The organism is Nocardioides ginsengisegetis (genome assembly GCF_014138045.1).
Classification (GTDB): Bacteria; Actinomycetota; Actinomycetes; order Propionibacteriales; family Nocardioidaceae; genus Nocardioides; species Nocardioides ginsengisegetis.
The window spans coordinates 2,245,029-2,261,447 of record NZ_JACGXA010000001.1 but is presented as its reverse complement, the minus strand read 5'-3'; the positions used below and the strand labels follow the sequence as shown (position 1 = coordinate 2,261,447).

15 protein-coding genes and 1 tRNA gene are annotated in these 16,419 nt (G+C 71.0%); 15 read left to right on the top strand and 1 reads right to left on the bottom strand.

The features are described from left to right. Positions 1-3: 3 nt before the first annotated feature. The 12 genes from hisI (at position 4) to pyk (ending at position 13,856) form a co-directional block, all read left to right on the top strand. Complete coding sequence (hisI, locus tag FB382_RS10845) at positions 4-354, top strand: phosphoribosyl-AMP cyclohydrolase (RefSeq protein ID WP_182539058.1); 351 nt, start codon at positions 4-6, stop codon at positions 352-354. Beyond that, the gene (locus FB382_RS10840) at positions 347-955 is read left to right on the top strand and encodes a Trp biosynthesis-associated membrane protein (RefSeq protein ID WP_182539056.1); all 609 of its coding nucleotides are present in this window, start codon (positions 347-349) and stop codon (positions 953-955) included. The genes hisI and FB382_RS10840 overlap by 8 nt, the downstream gene beginning before the upstream one ends. 65 nt (positions 956-1,020) lie before the next feature. After that, positions 1,021-1,221 (top strand): HGxxPAAW family protein, encoded by a 201-nt coding sequence (locus tag FB382_RS10835; protein WP_125036456.1) that lies wholly within the window; start codon positions 1,021-1,023, stop codon positions 1,219-1,221. 98 nt (positions 1,222-1,319) lie between these two features. Beyond that, positions 1,320-1,643, top strand: coding sequence for a DUF2752 domain-containing protein (locus FB382_RS10830; RefSeq protein ID WP_220481322.1), 324 nt, complete (start codon positions 1,320-1,322; stop codon positions 1,641-1,643). Positions 1,644-1,726: 83 nt separating this feature from the next. Beyond that, entirely contained in the window at positions 1,727-2,509 is a 783-nt protein-coding gene (gene trpC, locus FB382_RS10825; RefSeq protein ID WP_182541469.1) for an indole-3-glycerol phosphate synthase TrpC, read from the top strand. Then, complete coding sequence (gene trpB / locus FB382_RS10820) at positions 2,506-3,744, top strand: tryptophan synthase subunit beta (RefSeq protein WP_182539054.1); 1,239 nt, start codon at positions 2,506-2,508, stop codon at positions 3,742-3,744. Before trpC ends, trpB begins: the two co-directional genes overlap by 4 nt. Continuing rightward, positions 3,741-4,547 carry a tryptophan synthase subunit alpha gene (gene trpA / locus FB382_RS10815; RefSeq protein ID WP_182539052.1) on the top strand — a complete coding sequence of 269 codons (807 nt, stop codon included), beginning with the start codon at positions 3,741-3,743 and terminating at the stop codon, positions 4,545-4,547. Before trpB ends, trpA begins: the two co-directional genes overlap by 4 nt. Beyond that, a complete protein-coding gene (locus tag FB382_RS10810; RefSeq protein ID WP_343055561.1) occupies positions 4,540-5,154 on the top strand; it encodes an SCO family protein in 615 nt (204 codons plus the stop codon). The genes trpA and FB382_RS10810 overlap by 8 nt, the downstream gene beginning before the upstream one ends. After that, positions 5,151-6,023, top strand: a complete 873-nt coding sequence (lgt, locus tag FB382_RS10805; protein WP_182539050.1) for a prolipoprotein diacylglyceryl transferase — start codon at positions 5,151-5,153, stop codon at positions 6,021-6,023. Before FB382_RS10810 ends, lgt begins: the two co-directional genes overlap by 4 nt. A gap of 197 nt (positions 6,024-6,220) precedes the next feature. Beyond that, complete coding sequence (gene gltB / locus FB382_RS10800; protein WP_182539048.1) at positions 6,221-10,762, top strand: glutamate synthase large subunit; 4,542 nt, start codon at positions 6,221-6,223, stop codon at positions 10,760-10,762. 68 nt (positions 10,763-10,830) lie between these two features. Beyond that, positions 10,831-12,297, top strand: coding sequence for a glutamate synthase subunit beta (locus FB382_RS10795; RefSeq protein WP_182539046.1), 1,467 nt, complete (start codon positions 10,831-10,833; stop codon positions 12,295-12,297). A 92-nt stretch (positions 12,298-12,389) separates the two neighbouring features. Then, a complete protein-coding gene (gene pyk / locus FB382_RS10790; RefSeq protein WP_182539044.1) occupies positions 12,390-13,856 on the top strand; it encodes a pyruvate kinase in 1,467 nt (488 codons plus the stop codon). Positions 13,857-14,069: 213 nt separating this feature from the next. On the opposite strand, the gene FB382_RS10785 is transcribed toward pyk, so the two are convergent. Next, positions 14,070-14,145, bottom strand: a tRNA-Leu gene (locus FB382_RS10785). Positions 14,146-14,258: 113 nt separating this feature from the next. Here FB382_RS10785 and FB382_RS10780 point away from each other — a divergent pair. The 3 genes from FB382_RS10780 to FB382_RS10770 all read left to right on the top strand — a co-directional run bounded on the left by FB382_RS10780 (position 14,259) and on the right by FB382_RS10770 (position 16,376). Then, complete coding sequence (locus tag FB382_RS10780; RefSeq protein ID WP_182539042.1) at positions 14,259-14,423, top strand: hypothetical protein; 165 nt, start codon at positions 14,259-14,261, stop codon at positions 14,421-14,423. A 29-nt stretch (positions 14,424-14,452) separates the two neighbouring features. Further along, on the top strand, positions 14,453-15,067 hold the full coding sequence (locus FB382_RS10775) for an ANTAR domain-containing response regulator (protein WP_125036446.1): 615 nt from the start codon (positions 14,453-14,455) through the stop codon (positions 15,065-15,067). Positions 15,068-15,248: 181 nt separating this feature from the next. Continuing rightward, on the top strand, positions 15,249-16,376 hold the full coding sequence (locus FB382_RS10770; RefSeq protein ID WP_182539040.1) for a branched-chain amino acid ABC transporter substrate-binding protein: 1,128 nt from the start codon (positions 15,249-15,251) through the stop codon (positions 16,374-16,376). The last annotated feature ends 43 nt before the right edge of the window (positions 16,377-16,419 follow it).

Sequence of the window (16,419 nt, the reverse complement as noted above, 5' to 3'; positions counted from 1 at the left end):
CCCGTGACCACCCTCGACCCCGCGATCGCCGACCGCCTCAAGCGCACCGACACCGGACTGGTGCCGGCGGTGGTCCAGCAGCACGACACCGGCGAGGTGCTGATGCTCGGCTGGATGGACGACGAGGCCCTGGCCCGCACGCTCACGACGGGGCGGGCGACCTACTGGAGCCGGTCCCGCCAGGAGTACTGGGTCAAGGGCGACACCTCCGGCCACGTCCAGTGGGTCAAGGAGGTCCGGCTCGACTGCGACGGCGACACGCTGCTCGTCAAGGTCGACCAGGAGGGCGCGGCCTGCCACACCGGCGACCGCACCTGCTTCGACGCCGACCTGCTCGGATCCGCCGATGGCTGAGCGGTCCCGCCGCCGCACCTTCGGGCCGGTCGTCCTGCTCGGCCTCGCGGCCGGCACCCTCACGGCCGTCGCCGGCAACAAGACCTGGGCCACCGTCGACGTCTCGGCGCGGTCCACCCGCCTGGGCGCCGACTGGTACATGGGCTTCGGCGGCAGCGTCGACGCCGGCAAGATGCCCGTCACCACCGCCCTGGCCCTCGTCGTGCTCGCCGCCTGGGGCGTCGTCCTGGTCACCCGGGGACGCGTACGCCGCGGGGTGGCCGTCCTCGGTGCGCTGGCGGCGATCGGCACCCTCGCGGCCGTCGTCGTGGGCTGGTCCCAGGTCGGCGACTCGCTCCGCGCCGACCTGTCCGGGGTCGGCGTCCTGGACGCCAGCACGAGCCACACCGGCTGGTTCTGGGCAGCCGCCGTGGGCGCCGTGCTGTCGGTCCTCAGCAGCGTCCTGGCCGTCCTGCTCACGCCCCAGTGGCCCGAGATGGGCAGCCGCTACGACGCACCCACCGGCGGCGACGACCCGACGCCGCCGGCCACGCCGCTGGAGGAGCAGACCAACATCGACCTCTGGAAGGCGATGGACGAGGGCCACGACCCCACCGCCTGACCCGGCGCCGGCACCGGCTGAATAGACTGTGCCCCGCACGACCGATCCCGCCCCGAGGAGCACGCATGTCTGACAACCACGGCAACACCCCGGCAGCCTGGAGTGCCGTCGCGGTCGGCCTCCTCGCCTTCCTGGTCGGTGGCATCGGCCTCATGCTCGACCCGGTCTCGATGACGATCTTCTGGATCGGCGTGGCCATCGGAGTCGGCGCCATCGTGCTCTACGTCGTGATGGCCAAGCTCGGCTACAACACCGAGAGCCACTGACGGACACCCTCCCGCGCTCGGGCACCGGCCGCCTGCAGCGACTGGCCTCCCCGCTCGCCGTCGGCGCGGCCGCGGCCGCCGGGGCGGTCGCCCTGCACGTGCGCGACCCGCACACCGACGGCTCCTGGGGGCACTGCCCCACGGCGCTGCTCGGCTTCTGGTGCCCGCTGTGCGGGAGCCTCCGGGCGGTCAACGACCTGACCCACCTCGACCTCGGCGCCGCCGCGTCGAGCAACCTGCTCCTCGTCGTGGCCCTCCCGGTCGTCCTGGTGCTGTGGGTCCACCGCCTCGTTGCGTGCTGGCGCGGCGGCCCGGCCCTGGCGCCCGTCGCCGTCCCGCCGGCCGTCTGGTGGACGCTGGCGGTCGTCGTCACGGCGTTCACCCTGGCCCGCAACGTCCCGGGCTCCTGGCTCGCTCCCTGATCCCGTCTCGGTCGGGCAACCGCGCGGGTGAGAGGCTAGGGACCGGCCACCCGCACCCACGATTCCCTGAGATGGAGGACCCGATGTCCGTGCTCGACGACATCGTCGCCGGCGTACGCATCGACCTCGCCGCCCGGGAGGCCGCCACGCCGATCGCGGACCTGCGCGCCGCGCTGGCCGACGTCGACCCGCCGCGTGACCCGATGCCGCACTTCCGGGCAGCCGGCTCGAGCGTGATCGCCGAGGTCAAGCGCCGCAGCCCCTCCAAGGGCGCACTCGCCGACATCCCCGACCCCGCGGAGCTCGCCACGGCGTACGCCGCGGGCGGGGCCGCCGCGATCAGCGTGCTGACCGAGGAGCGCCGCTTCGGCGGCAGCCTGGCCGACCTGCGGGCGGTGCGCGAGGCGGTCGACACCCCGATCCTGCGCAAGGACTTCATCGTCACCGGCTACCAGCTGGTCGAGGCGCGCGCGGCCGGCGCCGACCTCGCGCTGCTGATCGTCGCCGCCCTCGACGACAGCGAGCTGACCCGCCTGCACGACATGGCCCGCGAGCTCGGCCTGACCGTGCTCGTCGAGGTCCACGACGAGGCCGAGACCGAGCGGGCCGTGGCCCTCGGTGCCGAGCTGATCGGCGTGAACGCGCGCAACCTCAAGACGCTGGAGATCGACAGCGACGTCTTCGGGCGGCTGGCGCCGCTGGTGCCCGACGACCGCGTGAAGGTGGCGGAGTCCGGCATCTTCGGTCCCCAGGACGTGCAGCGCTTCGTCGGGGAGGGGGCCCGCGCGGTCCTCGTCGGCGAGGCGCTCGTGAAGGACGGCGACCCGCGTGGAGCGGTCGCCGCGATGACGGGAGTCGAGGCATGACCACCACCACCTGGGACGCCGACGAGCGTGGCTGGTTCGGGGGGCCCGAGCACGGTTGGGGCGGCCGGTTCATGCCCGAGGCGCTCGTGGCCGCGCTCGACGAGCTGACCGTCGCCTGGCAGGACGCCATGGCCGACCCGTCGTTCGTCGCGGAGTTCGAGGCGATCCTGCGCGACTACGCCGGCCTCCCGAGCCCGCTCTACTTCGCCGAGCGGCTCTCGGACAAGGTCGGCGCCCGGATCCTGCTCAAGCGCGAGGACCTCAACCACACCGGCGCCCACAAGATCCGCAACGTCCTGGGCCAGGCCCTCCTGACCAAGCGGATGGGCAAGACCCGCGTCATCGCCGAGACGGGCGCCGGCCAGCACGGCGTCGCCAGCGCGACGGCCGCCGCCTACTTCGGCCTCGACTGCACCGTCTACATGGGCGCCGTCGACACCCGCCGCCAGGCGCTCAACGTCGCCCGGATGAACCTCCTCGGCGCCAAGGTGGTGCCGGTCGAGTCCGGCAGCGCGACCCTCAAGGACGCCATCAACGAGGCGCTCCGCGACTGGGTCGCCAGCGTCGACCACACGGCGTACCTCTTCGGCACCGCCGCCGGGCCGCACCCCTTCCCCAGCATGGTCCGCGACTTCACCCGCGGCATCGGCGACGAGGCACGCGCCCAGTGCCTCGAGCAGTACGGCGCCCTGCCGGACGCCATCGCCGCGTGCGTCGGCGGCGGCTCCAACGCCATCGGGCTGTTCACGGCGTTCCTCGAGGACGAGGGCGTCGAGATCTTCGGCTTCGAGGCCGGGGGAGAGGGCGTCGACACGCCCCGCCACGCCGCCACGATCCACGCCGGCCAGTCCGGTGTCCTGCACGGCGCCCGCACCTACGTGATGCAGGACGAGGACGGCCAGACCGTCGAGTCGCACTCGATCTCGGCCGGCCTGGACTACCCCGGCGTCGGCCCGCAGCACGCCCACCTGGCCGCCACCGGCCGGGCGACCTACCTGCCCGTCACCGACGACGAGGCCATGCAGGCGCTCGCGCTGCTCAGCCGCACCGAGGGGATCATCCCCGCGGTCGAGTCCGCCCACGCGGTGGCCGGCGCGCTGCGCCTCGCCGCCGAGCGTCCGGGCCAGACGATCCTGGTCAACCTGAGCGGCCGCGGTGACAAGGACATGGGCACCGCCATCGAGTACTTCGGGCTGGGCAACCCCGACGAGGTCACCGAGGAGCCCGTGGGATGACCGTGACCAGCACGCGCATCGCGTTCGAGAAGGCGAAGGCCGACGGCCGCGCCGCCCTGGTCGGGTACCTGCCGGCCGGCTTCCCCGACGTGGCCGGCGGCATCGACGCGCTCAGGGCCATGGTCGAGGCGGGCTGCGACGTCATCGAGGTCGGCCTGCCCTACAGCGACCCGGTCATGGACGGTCCGACCATCCAGGCCGCCGCACAGCAGGCGCTCGAGGGCGGCATCCGCACCACCGACGTGCTGCGCACCGTCGAGGCGGTCGCCGCCACCGGCACGCCCACGGTCGTGATGACCTACTGGAACCCCGTCGAGCGCTACGGGGTCGAGCGGTTCGCCGCCGACCTGGCGAGCGCCGGGGGAGCGGGCCTGATCACGCCCGACCTGACGCCCGACAGCGGCCCCGAGTGGATCGCGGCGGCCGACGCGCACGACCTCGACAAGATCTTCCTCGTCGCCCCCTCCTCGACCGACGAGCGGATCGCGATGACCACCGCGGCGTGCCGCGGCTTCGTCTACGCCACCGCCGTCATGGGCGTCACCGGCGCTCGCACCACCACCAGCGACCTGGCCGGCCCGCTCGTCGCCCGCACCCGCGCGGCCACCGACCTGCCGGTGGGCGTCGGCCTCGGCGTCAGCAACGGCGACCAGGCGGCCGAGGTGGCGTCGTACGCCGACGGCGTGATCGTCGGCTCGGCGTTCGTGCGCACCCTCCTGGACCACCCCCACGACCGGGCCGCCGGCCTCCGGGCGCTGGCCGCGCTCACCGAGGACCTGGCCGGTGGGGTGCGGCGTGCGTAGGAGCCTGACGACCAGGACCCTGCTCGCCGTCCTCTCGCTCGTCCTGCTCGCCGGGTGCAACAGCTCGGCCGACGGCAAGGCGGCGACGCTCCAGGGCATCACCCTGGACCAGCCCTACGTCGTCCCGTCGACGCCGCTGACCGACACCTCCGGTGCCAGCTACTCGCTCACGAAGGACACCGACAAGCCGCTCACGCTGGTGTTCTTCGGCTACACCAACTGCCCCGACATCTGCCAGGTCGTGATGTCCACGCTGGCCAGCGCGATGACCCGCCTCGACGCCAGTGACCGCGCCCAGGTCGACGTCGTCCTGGTCACCACCGACCCGGCGCGCGACACCGGACCGGTGCTGACCCGCTACCTCTCGCACTTCGACCCGACGTTCATCGGGCTGACCGGCGACCTCGACACGATCGCGGCGATCGGCAGGCCGATGGCGGTCGCGGTCGAGCAGGGCAAGAAGCTGCCCAGCGGCGGCTACGAGGTCGTGCACAACACCCAGGTCAGCGCGATCGGGGGCGACGACAAGGTCCACATCCTCTGGACGCAGGACACGTCCGCCGCCACGATCGCCTCCGACGTACACCTGCTGCTGGAGAAGTCATGATCACCTCCCTGTCGATCCCGAGCCCGTCCCAGGGTGTCTGGTACCTCGGCCCGGTCCCCATCCGGGGCTACGCCCTCGCGATCATCCTCGGCATCGTCGTGGCGATCTGGATCGCGGAGAAGCGCTGGGTCGCGCGCGGCGGCAAGGACGGCGACGTCAGCGACCTGGCGATCTGGGCGGTGCCCTTCGGCCTCGTCGGCGGCCGGATCTACCACGTGATGACCGACCACGCGCTCTACTTCGGCGAGGGCAAGCACCCCATCGAGGCGCTCTACGTGTGGCGCGGCGGCCTCGGGATCTGGGGCGCGATCGCGCTCGGGGCGCTGGGCGTGGTGATCGGCGCGCGGCGCAAGGGCATCCGGCTGCTGCCGGTGCTCGACGCGATGGCGCCGTCGGTGCTGGTGGCGCAGGCGCTCGGCCGCTGGGGCAACTGGTTCAACCAGGAGCTCTTCGGCAAGCCCACCGACCTGCCCTGGGGCCTGGAGATCGCGCCGGAGAACCGGCCGCTGGGCTACGAGCAGTACTCCACGTTCCACCCGACGTTCCTCTACGAGTTCCTGTGGGACCTCGGCGCCTTCGGTTTCGTGGTCTGGGCCGACCGCCGGTTCCGCCTCGGCCACGGCCGGGTGATGGCGCTCTACGTCATGGCCTACACCGCGGGCCGCGGCTGGATCGAGATGCTCCGCATCGACGACGTCGAGCTCAAGGACGTCGGTGGGCTGCGCTTCAACGTGTGGACCTCGATCGTGCTGTTCGTCGCCGCCGCCGTCTACTTCGTCGTCTCCAGCCGTCGCCGCCCCGGTCGCGAGGAGCAGGTGTACGTCGATCGCCCCGACGAGACCGTGGCGTCCGTGGAGACCTCAAACTAGGGCGCTCGTCACGCGTCCGCGCCGCGGTCGGGCCCTGCTCGGCCCGCTGATCCGGTGGTAGCCTGAGTCCTCCGCTAGGGCCAATGTCGTCCCCTGCAATGCACGATCTGCAGTTCCTCTTGCACGGCCGAATCTGCCTGATGTGAGCTCGGCACCAGCCGGGCCGCACGGCACAGACGACGACGGGAGAATGCCCGGTGCCTTTCCAGCACGCATTCCCGCCGCCCCAAGGGCTCTACGACCCCCGCCACGAGCACGATGCGTGTGGCGTGGCGTTCGTCGCGACCCTGACCGGCGTTGCCAGCCACGACATCGTTGCCAAGGCGCTCACCGCGCTGCGCAACCTCGAGCACCGCGGCGCCGCGGGTGCCGAGCCCAACTCCGGCGACGGTGCCGGCATCCTCATGCAGGTGCCCGACGCGTTCCTGCGCGACGTCGTCGACTTCGACCTCCCGGCGCAGTTCGCCTACGCCGTCGGCACCGCCTTCCTCCCCGGTGACGAGGAGGAGGTCGCCAAGACCCGTCGCCGGATCGAGGAGATCGCCACGGAGGAGGGCCTCGCGGTCCTCGGGTGGCGTGACGTCCCGACCGACCCCGACATCCTGGGCGCGACCGCGCTCGGCGTGATGCCGGCCTTCAGCCAGGTGTTCGTCTCCGGTGCTGCCTCGCGGCTGTCCGGGATGGCGCTGGAGCGGCTGGCGTTCGTGCTGCGCAAGCGCGCGGAGCACGAGACCGACGTCTACTTCCCGTCGCTGTCCTCGCGCACGCTCGCCTACAAGGGCATGCTGACGACCGACCAGCTCGACAAGTTCTTCCCCGACCTGACCGACCCGCGGGTCGCGTCGGCGATGGCCGTGGTCCACTCGCGGTTCTCCACCAACACCTTCCCGAGCTGGCCGCTGGCCCACCCGTTCCGGTTCATCGCCCACAACGGCGAGATCAACACCGTCATGGGCAACCGCAACTGGATGCGGGCCCGCGAGGCGCTGCTGGCCTCCGACCTCATCCCGGGCGACCTCGAGCGGCTCTACCCGATCTGCACCCCCGGTGCGTCGGACTCCGCGTCGTTCGACGAGGTCCTCGAGCTGCTGCACATGGGCGGCCGCTCGCTGCCCCACTCGGTGCTGATGATGATCCCCGAGGCGTGGGAGAACCACACCGAGATGGACCAGAAGCGCCGCAGCTTCTACGAGTTCCACTCCGCGCTCATGGAGCCGTGGGACGGCCCGGCGTGCGTGGTGTTCACCGACGGCTCCCAGATCGGTGCGGTCCTGGACCGCAACGGCCTGCGCCCCTCGCGCTACTGGGTCACCGACGACGGCCTGGTCGTGCTGGCCTCCGAGGTCGGCGTGCTCGACATCGACCCCGCGACCGTGGTCCGCAAGGGCCGCCTCCAGCCGGGCCGGATGTTCCTCGTCGACACCGACGAGCACCGCATCATCGAGGACGAGGAGATCAAGTCCGAGCTCGCGGGGGAGCACCCCTACGACGAGTGGCTGCACGCCGGCCTGATCCACCTCGACGACGTCACCGAGCGCGAGCACGTCGTGCACACCCACGCCTCGGTCACCCGTCGCCAGCAGGTCTTCGGCTACACCGAGGAGGAGCTCCGGGTCCTCCTCACCCCGATGGCCAACACCGGCGCCGAGCCGATCGGCTCGATGGGCACCGACACCCCCATCGCGGCGCTCAGCGCCAAGCCGCGACTGCTGTTCGACTACTTCGCCCAGCTGTTCGCCCAGGTCACCAACCCGCCGCTGGACGCCATCCGCGAGGAGCTCGTCACCTCGCTCAACGGCACCATCGGCCCGGAGGCCAACCTGCTCGAGCCGCAGCCCGCGTCCTGTCGCCAGGTCGTGCTGCCGTTCCCGGTGATCTCCAACGACGACCTCGCCAAGATCCGCCACATCAACCGTGACGGCGACATGCCCGGCTTCATCACGCACGTCGCCCGGGGCCTGTACGACGTCGAGGGCGGCGGCACCGCGATGGCCGAGCGGATCGAGGAGATCTGCCAGGAGGTGTCCGGCGCGATCGCGGACGGCGCACGCATCATCGTGCTCTCCGACCGGCACTCCACCGCCGAGCTCGCGCCGATCCCGTCCCTGTTGCTGACCGGAGCGGTCCACCACCACCTGGTGCGCGAGAAGACCCGCACCCAGGTCGGCCTGCTGGTCGAGGCCGGCGACGTCCGCGAGACCCACCACGTCGCGCTGCTCGTCGGCTACGGCGCCGCCGCGGTCAACCCCTACCTCGCCATGGAGTCCGTCGAGGACCTCGCGCGGGAGGGCTACTACGTCAAGACCGATCCCGAGGCGGCCGTCGCCAACCTCGTGAAGGCGCTCGGCAAGGGCGTGCTCAAGGTGATGTCCAAGATGGGCGTCTCCACCGTCGCGTCCTACACCGGCGCCCAGATCTTCGAGGCCGTCGGCCTGTCGCAGTCCGTCGTGGACCGCTACTTCACCGGCACCACCTCCAAGCTCGGCGGCATCGAGCTCGACACGATCGCCGAGGAGGTCGCCCGGCGCCACGCCGCGGCGTACCCCCGTGGCGGCATCGCGCCGGCCCACCGCGAGCTCGAGATCGGCGGCGAGTACCAATGGCGCCGCGAGGGCGAGCCGCACCTGTTCGACCCGGACACGGTCTTCCGCCTCCAGCACGCCACGCGCGCCGGTCGCTACGACGTGTTCAAGCAGTACACCCAGCGCGTGGACGAGCAGTCCGAGCGGCTGATGACGCTGCGCGGCCTGTTCCGCTTCAAGGACGGCGCGGCCACCGGGCGCACCCCGATCCCGATCGAGGAGGTCGAGCCGGTCTCCGAGATCGTCAAGCGCTTCTCGACCGGTGCGATGTCCTACGGGTCGATCAGCCAGGAGGCGCACGAGACCCTCGCGATCGCGATGAACCGGCTGGGCGCGAAGTCCAACACCGGTGAGGGCGGCGAGGACGCCGACCGGCTCTACGACCCCGAGCGCCGCAGCTCGATCAAGCAGGTCGCGTCGGGCCGCTTCGGCGTCACGTCGGAGTACCTCACCAACGCCGACGACATCCAGATCAAGATGGCGCAGGGCGCCAAGCCCGGCGAGGGCGGCCAGCTGCCCGGCCACAAGGTCTACCCCTGGGTGGCCAAGACCCGGCACTCCACGCCGGGTGTCGGGCTGATCAGCCCGCCGCCGCACCACGACATCTACTCCATCGAGGACCTGGCGCAGCTGATCCACGACCTCAAGAACGCCAACCCGTCGGCCCGCGTGCACGTCAAGCTGGTCTCCGAGGTCGGCGTCGGCACGGTCGCGACCGGGGTGTCCAAGGCCCACGCGGACGTCGTGCTGATCTCCGGCCACGACGGCGGCACGGGCGCGAGCCCGCTGACCTCCCTCAAGCACGCCGGTGGTCCGTGGGAGCTCGGCCTGGCCGAGACCCAGCAGACGCTGCTGCTCAACGGCCTGCGCGACCGGATCGTCGTGCAGACCGACGGCCAGCTCAAGACCGGCCGCGACGTCGTCGTGGCGGCGCTGCTCGGCGCCGAGGAGTTCGGCTTCGCGACCGCACCGCTGGTCGTCTCGGGCTGCATCATGATGCGCGTCTGTCACCTCGACACCTGCCCGGTGGGCGTCGCCACCCAGAACCCCGTCCTGCGCGAGCGCTTCTCCGGCAAGCCGGAGTTCGTGGTGACGTTCTTCGAGTACGTCGCCGAGGAGGTCCGCGAGCTGCTCGCCGAGCTCGGCTTCCGCAGCCTCGAGGAGGCGATCGGCCACGTCGAGACCCTCGACGTCGCCGACGCGGTCGACCACTGGAAGGCTGCGGGGCTCGACCTCTCGCCGATCCTGCACATGCCCGAGCTCCCCGAGGGCGCGGCGCTGCACAACACGACCGGCCAGGACCACGGCCTCGACAAGGCCCTGGACAACGAGCTGGTCCGGATCGCCGAGCCCGCCCTGGAGCGGGGCGAGCCCGTCCGCGCCCAGCTCGAGGTGCGCAACGTCAACCGCACCGTCGGGACGATCCTGGGCCACGAGGTGACCAAGCGCTACCGCGGCGAGGGCCTGCCCGACGGCACGATCGACATCACCTTCACCGGGTCCGCGGGCCAGTCGTTCGGCGCGTTCGTCCCGAGGGGCGTGACGCTGCGCCTCGAGGGCGACGCCAACGACTACGTCGGCAAGGGCCTCTCCGGCGGCCGGATCGTCGTACGTCCCGACCGGGCGGCGACGTTTGACGCCTCGCAGCAGATCATCGCCGGCAACGTCATCGGCTACGGCGCCACCTCGGGCCAGATCTTCCTCCGCGGTGTCGTCGGCGAGCGCTTCTGCGTCCGCAACTCCGGCGTCCACGCGGTCGTCGAGGGCGTCGGTGACCACGGCTGCGAGTACATGACCGGCGGCATCGTGGTCATCCTCGGCCAGACCGGGCGCAACTTCGCGGCCGGTATGTCCGGCGGCTACGCGTTCGTGCTCGACCTCGACGAGGGCCGGGTCAACCACGAGCTGGTCGACCTCGGCAAGGTCGAGGGCGACGCCGCCGACGAGCTGCACGCCCTGGTCAGCGCCCACTTCGAGGAGACCGGGTCGACCGTCGCGGAGGAGCTGCTGGCCGACTGGCCCGCCGCCCTCGCCCGGTTCACCGAGGTCATGCCCAGTGACTACAAGCGGGTCCTCGACGCTCGTGCCGAGGCCCTCGAGGAGGGCCTCGACGAGGAGCAGGCAGCGGCCCGGATCATGGAGGTCCTCCATGGCTGAGCGCAGCGAAGACATGGAAATTCAGCACAGCATGGTGGGCCGTTGCTCGCCGACGGAGGAGGCGTGCAATGGCTGATCCGAAGGGTTTTCTGAAGGAGGGCCGCGAGGTTGCCACGCGCCGTCCGGTGGACGAGCGCGTCAAGGACTGGAACGAGGTCTACCCGGACGGCATCGGCCGGGCCCTGCTGCCGATCATCAGCAAGCAGGCCGGACGCTGCATGGACTGCGGCATCCCGTTCTGCCACCAGGGCTGCCCGCTCGGCAACATCATCCCCGAGTGGAACGACCTGGTCTGGCGTGACGACTGGGAGGGCGCGATCGAGCGCCTGCACGCGACCAACAACTTCCCGGAGTTCACCGGTCGCCTCTGCCCGGCTCCCTGCGAGACCGCCTGCGTCCTGGGCATCAACCAGGACCCGGTGACCATCAAGAACGTCGAGGTCTCGATCATCGACAAGGCATGGGAGTCCGGCTACGTCCGGCCCCAGCCGCCGGAGTGGCTCTCGGGCCGCACGGTCGCCGTGATCGGCTCGGGCCCCGCCGGCCTGGCCGCCGCCCAGCAGCTCACCCGGGCCGGCCACACCGTCGCGGTCTACGAGCGCGCCGACAAGATCGGTGGCCTGCTGCGCTACGGCATCCCCGAGTTCAAGATGGAGAAGAAGCACCTCGACAAGCGCCTGGACCAGATGCGCCGCGAGGGCACCGTCTTCCGGGCCGGCGTCAACGTCGGCGAGGAGCTGACCGGCGCCAAGCTGCGCGAGCGGTACGACGCCGTGGTGCTGGCCATGGGCGCCACCGAGGCCCGTGACCTGCCGGTCCCCGGGCGTGAGCTCGGCGGCATCCACCAGGCCATGGAGTTCCTCCCGCAGGCCAACCGGGTCTCGCTTGGCGAGGAGGTCGAGGGCCAGATCACCGCGACCGGCAAGCACGTCGTCATCATCGGCGGCGGCGACACGGGCGCGGACTGCCTCGGCACCTCCACCCGCCAGGGCGCGGCCTCGATCACGCAGCTCGAGATCATGCCCGAGCCGCCGACCGAGCGCCCCGCGGGCCAGCCGTGGCCGACGTACCCCATGACCTTCCGGGTCTCCTCGGCCCACGAGGAGGCGGGGGAGCGGGTCTACGCCGTGTCCACCCAGGAGTTCCTCGGCGACGAGGACGGCAACGTCCGGGCCCTGCGCCTGGTCGAGGTCTCCTTCGAGGGCGGCAAGCTCGTCGAGCACGAGGGCACCGAGCGGGAGATCCCGGCCGAGCTCGTCCTCTTCGCGATGGGCTTCACCGGCCCCGAGAAGCCGGGTCTGGTCGAGCAGCTCGAGGTCGACCTCGACGAGCGCGGCAACGTCGCGCGCGACAACGGCTACATGTCCTCGGTCCCCGGCGTCTTCGTCGCCGGCGACGTGGGCCGCGGGCAGTCGCTCATCGTCTGGGCGATCGCCGAGGGCCGTGCCGCGGCGGCCGCCGTCGACACGTTCCTGACCGGGTCGACCACGCTGCCGGCGCCGATTCCGCCGACCGCACGGCCCCTCGTCGTCTGACACACCAGCCCCACACCAGCACCGCACCCCCGCCGTCTCGGCGGGGGCGCGGCGTGGTTGTTGGAACGATCTAATCCGGCTAGGGTTCTCGGGTGCGTAGAGCCAAGATCGTCTGCACCCTCGGCCCGGCCACCGCGTCCCCGCGACGCATCAAGGAGCTGGTGTACGCCGGCATGGACGTGGCCCGTCTGAACATGAGCCACGGGTCCCACGAGGACCACGCCGAGTCCTACCGCCTGGTGCGCGAGGCCTCGGACTCCAGCGGCCACGGCGTCGGCATCTTCGCCGACCTCCAGGGCCCGAAGATCCGGCTCGAGACGTTCGCCGACGGTCCGGTCCAGCTGCGCCGTGGCCAGCAGTGGACGATCACGACGCGTGACGTCGAGGGCGACGCCGAGATCTGCGGGACGACGTACAAGGGACTGCCGGGCGACGTGAACGTCGGCGACCCGATCCTCATCGACGACGGCAAGGTCCGGCTGCGGGTGACCGGGGTCGACGACACCGACGTGACGTGCGACGTGCTGGTCGGCGGCAAGGTCAGCAACAACAAGGGCATCAACCTGCCCGGCGTCGCGGTGTCGGTGCCCGCGCTGTCGGAGAAGGACATCGAGGACCTGCGCTTCGCGCTGCACCTCACGGTCGACTTCATCGCGCTGAGCTTCGTCCGCAACGCCCAGGACGCCGAGGACGTGCGCCGCATCATGCGCGAGGAGGGCGTGATGCTGCCCGTCATCGCCAAGATCGAGAAGCCGCAGGCGGTGGAGAACCTCGACGAGGTGATTGCGGCCTTCGACGGCTTCATGGTCGCGCGCGGTGACCTCGGGGTGGAGTGCCCGCTCGAGGACGTGCCGTTCCTCCAGAAGCAGATCATCGAGAAGGCACGGCTCAACGCCAAGCCGGTCATCGTGGCCACCCAGATGCTCGAGTCGATGATCTCCAACCCCGCGCCGACGCGCGCCGAGGCCTCCGACGTCGCCAATGCCGTCCTTGACGGCGCCGACGCGGTGATGCTGTCGGGCGAGACCAGCGTGGGGGAGTACCCCGTCCACACGGTCGAGACCATGGCCCGCATCATCACCTCCACCGAGAAGCACGCGATGGAGGGCGTCTTGGGCCAGGTCAAGGAGATCGACTGGGACCCGCACACGCGCTCCGGCGTCATCGCCAAGGCGGCCGAGGAGGTCGCCGAGCGGGTCGAGGCGAAGTACGTGGTCGCGTTCACCAAGTCGGGTGACTCCGCCCGCCGGATGTCGCGCCTGCGTGGCCCGATCCCGGTGCTGGCGTTCACGCCCGAGGCGTCCGTGCGCTCGCAACTGTCGCTGTCGTGGGGCGTCGAGACGTTCAAGACCCTCGAGGTCGAGCACACCGACGAGATGGTGCGCCAAGTCGACGAGCAGCTCCTCCAGATCGGCCGCGTCGAGGAGGGCGACCTCGTGGTCATCATCGCCGGCAGCCCTCCGGGCATCCCCGGCTCGACCAACGCCCTGCGGATCCACCGGATGGGCGACGCCATCAACGAGGCGGCCCCGGCCTACCGCCGCAAGCAGACCCCCTGACCGACCGCGGACTGTTCCCTGGCGCCCGCGCCGCCCGCATGCGCGGGCGCCTCGGTCTGGCGCTGGGGTCCTGTGTGCGCAGGATCATCATTCCTGTGCTTTCGGTGATGATCCTGCGCACTCCTGCGGTCGGAATCACCGGTTAACCGGTGATTCCGACCTTCGCAGGGGGTGCGCCGAGGGCTCGCGATCGCCTACGCGGCGCAACCGCACTGGTGCCCCGGGTGGGATTCGAACCCACACTGGATGGTGTTTGAGACCACTGCCTCTGCCGTTGGGCTACCGGGGCCTGCGCGGGCGAAACCCTATCCGATCGGGGCGGCCGGCCACCCCTTGGCCAAACAATACTAATCAACTACAGGTAAACAAGAAGAGGCCGCGCAAGCACACCGGGAGTTCCCCATGTTCAGTCCCACGCAGTGGAGTCGCGCCAGCAACCAGCGGGCGGTCGACAACGCCCGGGCCGCCGCGACCGAGCTGAGCCGCCTCCGGGTGGAGCGGGAGGACGTCGAGCTGTTCCTCGCCGAGGTCGCCGAGCGGCACACCGCGGCGACCCAGCCCGCCTGAGCGGGCCGCCTGCCGATAATCTGTGCGGCGTGACCCAGCAGGAGAACGCCCCCACGCCGTCCGGCACGCGCCGCGTCGTGATCGCCGAGGACGAGGCGCTGATCCGCATGGACCTCGCGGAGATGCTCACCGAGGAGGGGTACGACGTGGTGGGCCAGGCGGCCGACGGGGCCAAGGCGATCGAGCTCGCCGAGTCCCTCCGCCCCGACCTGGTCATCCTCGACGTGAAGATGCCGGTCCTCGACGGCATCGCGGCCGCCGAGCGGATCGCCAGCAACCGCATCGCCCCCGTCGTCATCCTGACGGCCTTCTCCCAGCGCGACCTGGTCGAGCGGGCCCGTGATGCCGGGGCCATGGCCTACCTCGTCAAGCCGTTCAGCAAGGGCGACCTGGTGCCGGCCATCGAGATGGCCGTGAGTCGCTTCTCCGAGCTGACGATGCTGGAGGGCGAGGTGGCCGACCTCCAGGAGCGGCTCGAGACCCGCAAGGCCGTCGACCGCGCCAAGAGCATCCTCCAGCAGCAGCTCCAGCTCTCCGAGCCGGACGCCTTCCGGTGGATCCAGAAGACCGCCATGGACCTGCGTCTCTCGATGCGCCAGGTCGCCGAGGGCGTCGTGACCCACGGCCCCGGCATCGCCGGCTGACGCGCCGTCCACGTCCGATCGGTGCCCGGCGGGCAGATGTCGTCCAGATCACAAATCGACAACGCAGGCGAACTTGCCGAAGAAATTCCACCGTCGCCGCTCGCCAAGCACTAGTTTGACGGCCATCGACATGCTTCGCGCCCTGAGGCGCGGGGTCCGTGAGCCCGATGGAGGGACTTCCATGATTCGCTTCTCCAAGTCAGCCCGGATGTTGGCCGTGGTGGCCGCCGCCGGTCTGGCGCTCAGTTCCTGCGGCAGCGACAACAAGAGCGACAACGCCTCCAGTGGCAGCTCTGGCGGCAGCGAGCTCTGCGGCAAGAACCTCGCCTTCCTCGGCGCGCTGACGGGCGACGCCGGTGCCCTCGGCCAGAACATGGTCGGCGGTATCGAGCTGGCGCTCAAGGAGTACAACGACAAGCACGCCGACTGCCAGATCGGTCTGAAGAAGTTCGACTCGCAGGGCAGCCCGGACACCGCTCCGGGTCTGGCGACGCAGATCGTCAACGACGACACCATCTTCGGCCTCATCGGTCCCGGCTTCTCCGGTGAGTCGCTCGCGACCGGCAAGACCTTCTTCGAGGCTGGCCTCCCGTCGATCTCCCCCTCGGCCACCAACGTGACCATCACCCAGCAGGGCTGGACCACGTGGCACCGGGTCATCGGCAACGACGACGCCCAGGGCGCGGCGGACGCGCAGTACCTCACCGACAACGGCGCCGCCAAGGTCTACGTCGTCGACGACGGCCAGGACTACTCCAAGGGCCTCGCCGGCAAGGTCACCGACACCCTCGGCGACGCCGTGGTCGGCACCGACCAGATCTCGGTCGGCCAGACGGACATGTCCGCCGTGGTCACCAAGGTCAACGCCGCCAAGGCGGACGCGGTCTTCTACGGTGGCTACTACACCGAGGCCGGCCTGCTCGCCAAGGCGCTTCGCCAGGGCGGCTTCAAGGGCACGTTCATGTCGGGTGACGGCTCCGAGGACCCGAACTTCGTCAAGGTCGCCGGTGCGCAGGCCGCCGAGGGTGCGGTCCTGTCCGCTCCCGCGGGTCCGCCGCCGGCCGACTTCGGTGCCACGGGTCTCTACGCCACGCAGTCCTACGACGCCGCGAACATCTTCCTGGCTGCGCTGGACGACGGTGCCAGCACGGGTGAGGAGATCAACACGTTCATCGGCAGCTACACCGCTGACGGCGTCAGCGGCCCGATCGAGTTCGACGAGAACGGCGACATCACGCAGTCCAAGATCTACGCGTACTTCGTCAAGAACGGGGAGCTCGACGTCGAGAACCCCCAGGCGATCTCGTGATCCGTTGATCTGACGCACTGACCCGGGCTGCGGCCGGGGAGAC

What these genes read in the sequence shown, in the direction of transcription:
- FB382_RS10840 (WP_182539056.1), top strand. Translation starts at nt 347, where the DNA reads ATGGCTGAGCGGTCCCGCCGCCGCACCTTCGGGCCGGTCGTCCTGCTC.
- FB382_RS10835 (WP_125036456.1), top strand. Translation starts at nt 1,021, where the DNA reads ATGTCTGACAACCACGGCAACACCCCGGCAGCCTGGAGTGCCGTCGCG.
- trpC (WP_182541469.1), top strand. Translation starts at nt 1,727, where the DNA reads ATGTCCGTGCTCGACGACATCGTCGCCGGCGTACGCATCGACCTCGCC.
- trpB (WP_182539054.1), top strand. Translation starts at nt 2,506, where the DNA reads ATGACCACCACCACCTGGGACGCCGACGAGCGTGGCTGGTTCGGGGGG.
- trpA (WP_182539052.1), top strand. Translation starts at nt 3,741, where the DNA reads ATGACCGTGACCAGCACGCGCATCGCGTTCGAGAAGGCGAAGGCCGAC.
- lgt (WP_182539050.1), top strand. Translation starts at nt 5,151, where the DNA reads ATGATCACCTCCCTGTCGATCCCGAGCCCGTCCCAGGGTGTCTGGTAC.
- FB382_RS10795 (WP_182539046.1), top strand. Translation starts at nt 10,831, where the DNA reads ATGGCTGATCCGAAGGGTTTTCTGAAGGAGGGCCGCGAGGTTGCCACG.
- FB382_RS10780 (WP_182539042.1), top strand. Translation starts at nt 14,259, where the DNA reads ATGTTCAGTCCCACGCAGTGGAGTCGCGCCAGCAACCAGCGGGCGGTC.
- FB382_RS10770 (WP_182539040.1), top strand. Translation starts at nt 15,249, where the DNA reads ATGATTCGCTTCTCCAAGTCAGCCCGGATGTTGGCCGTGGTGGCCGCC.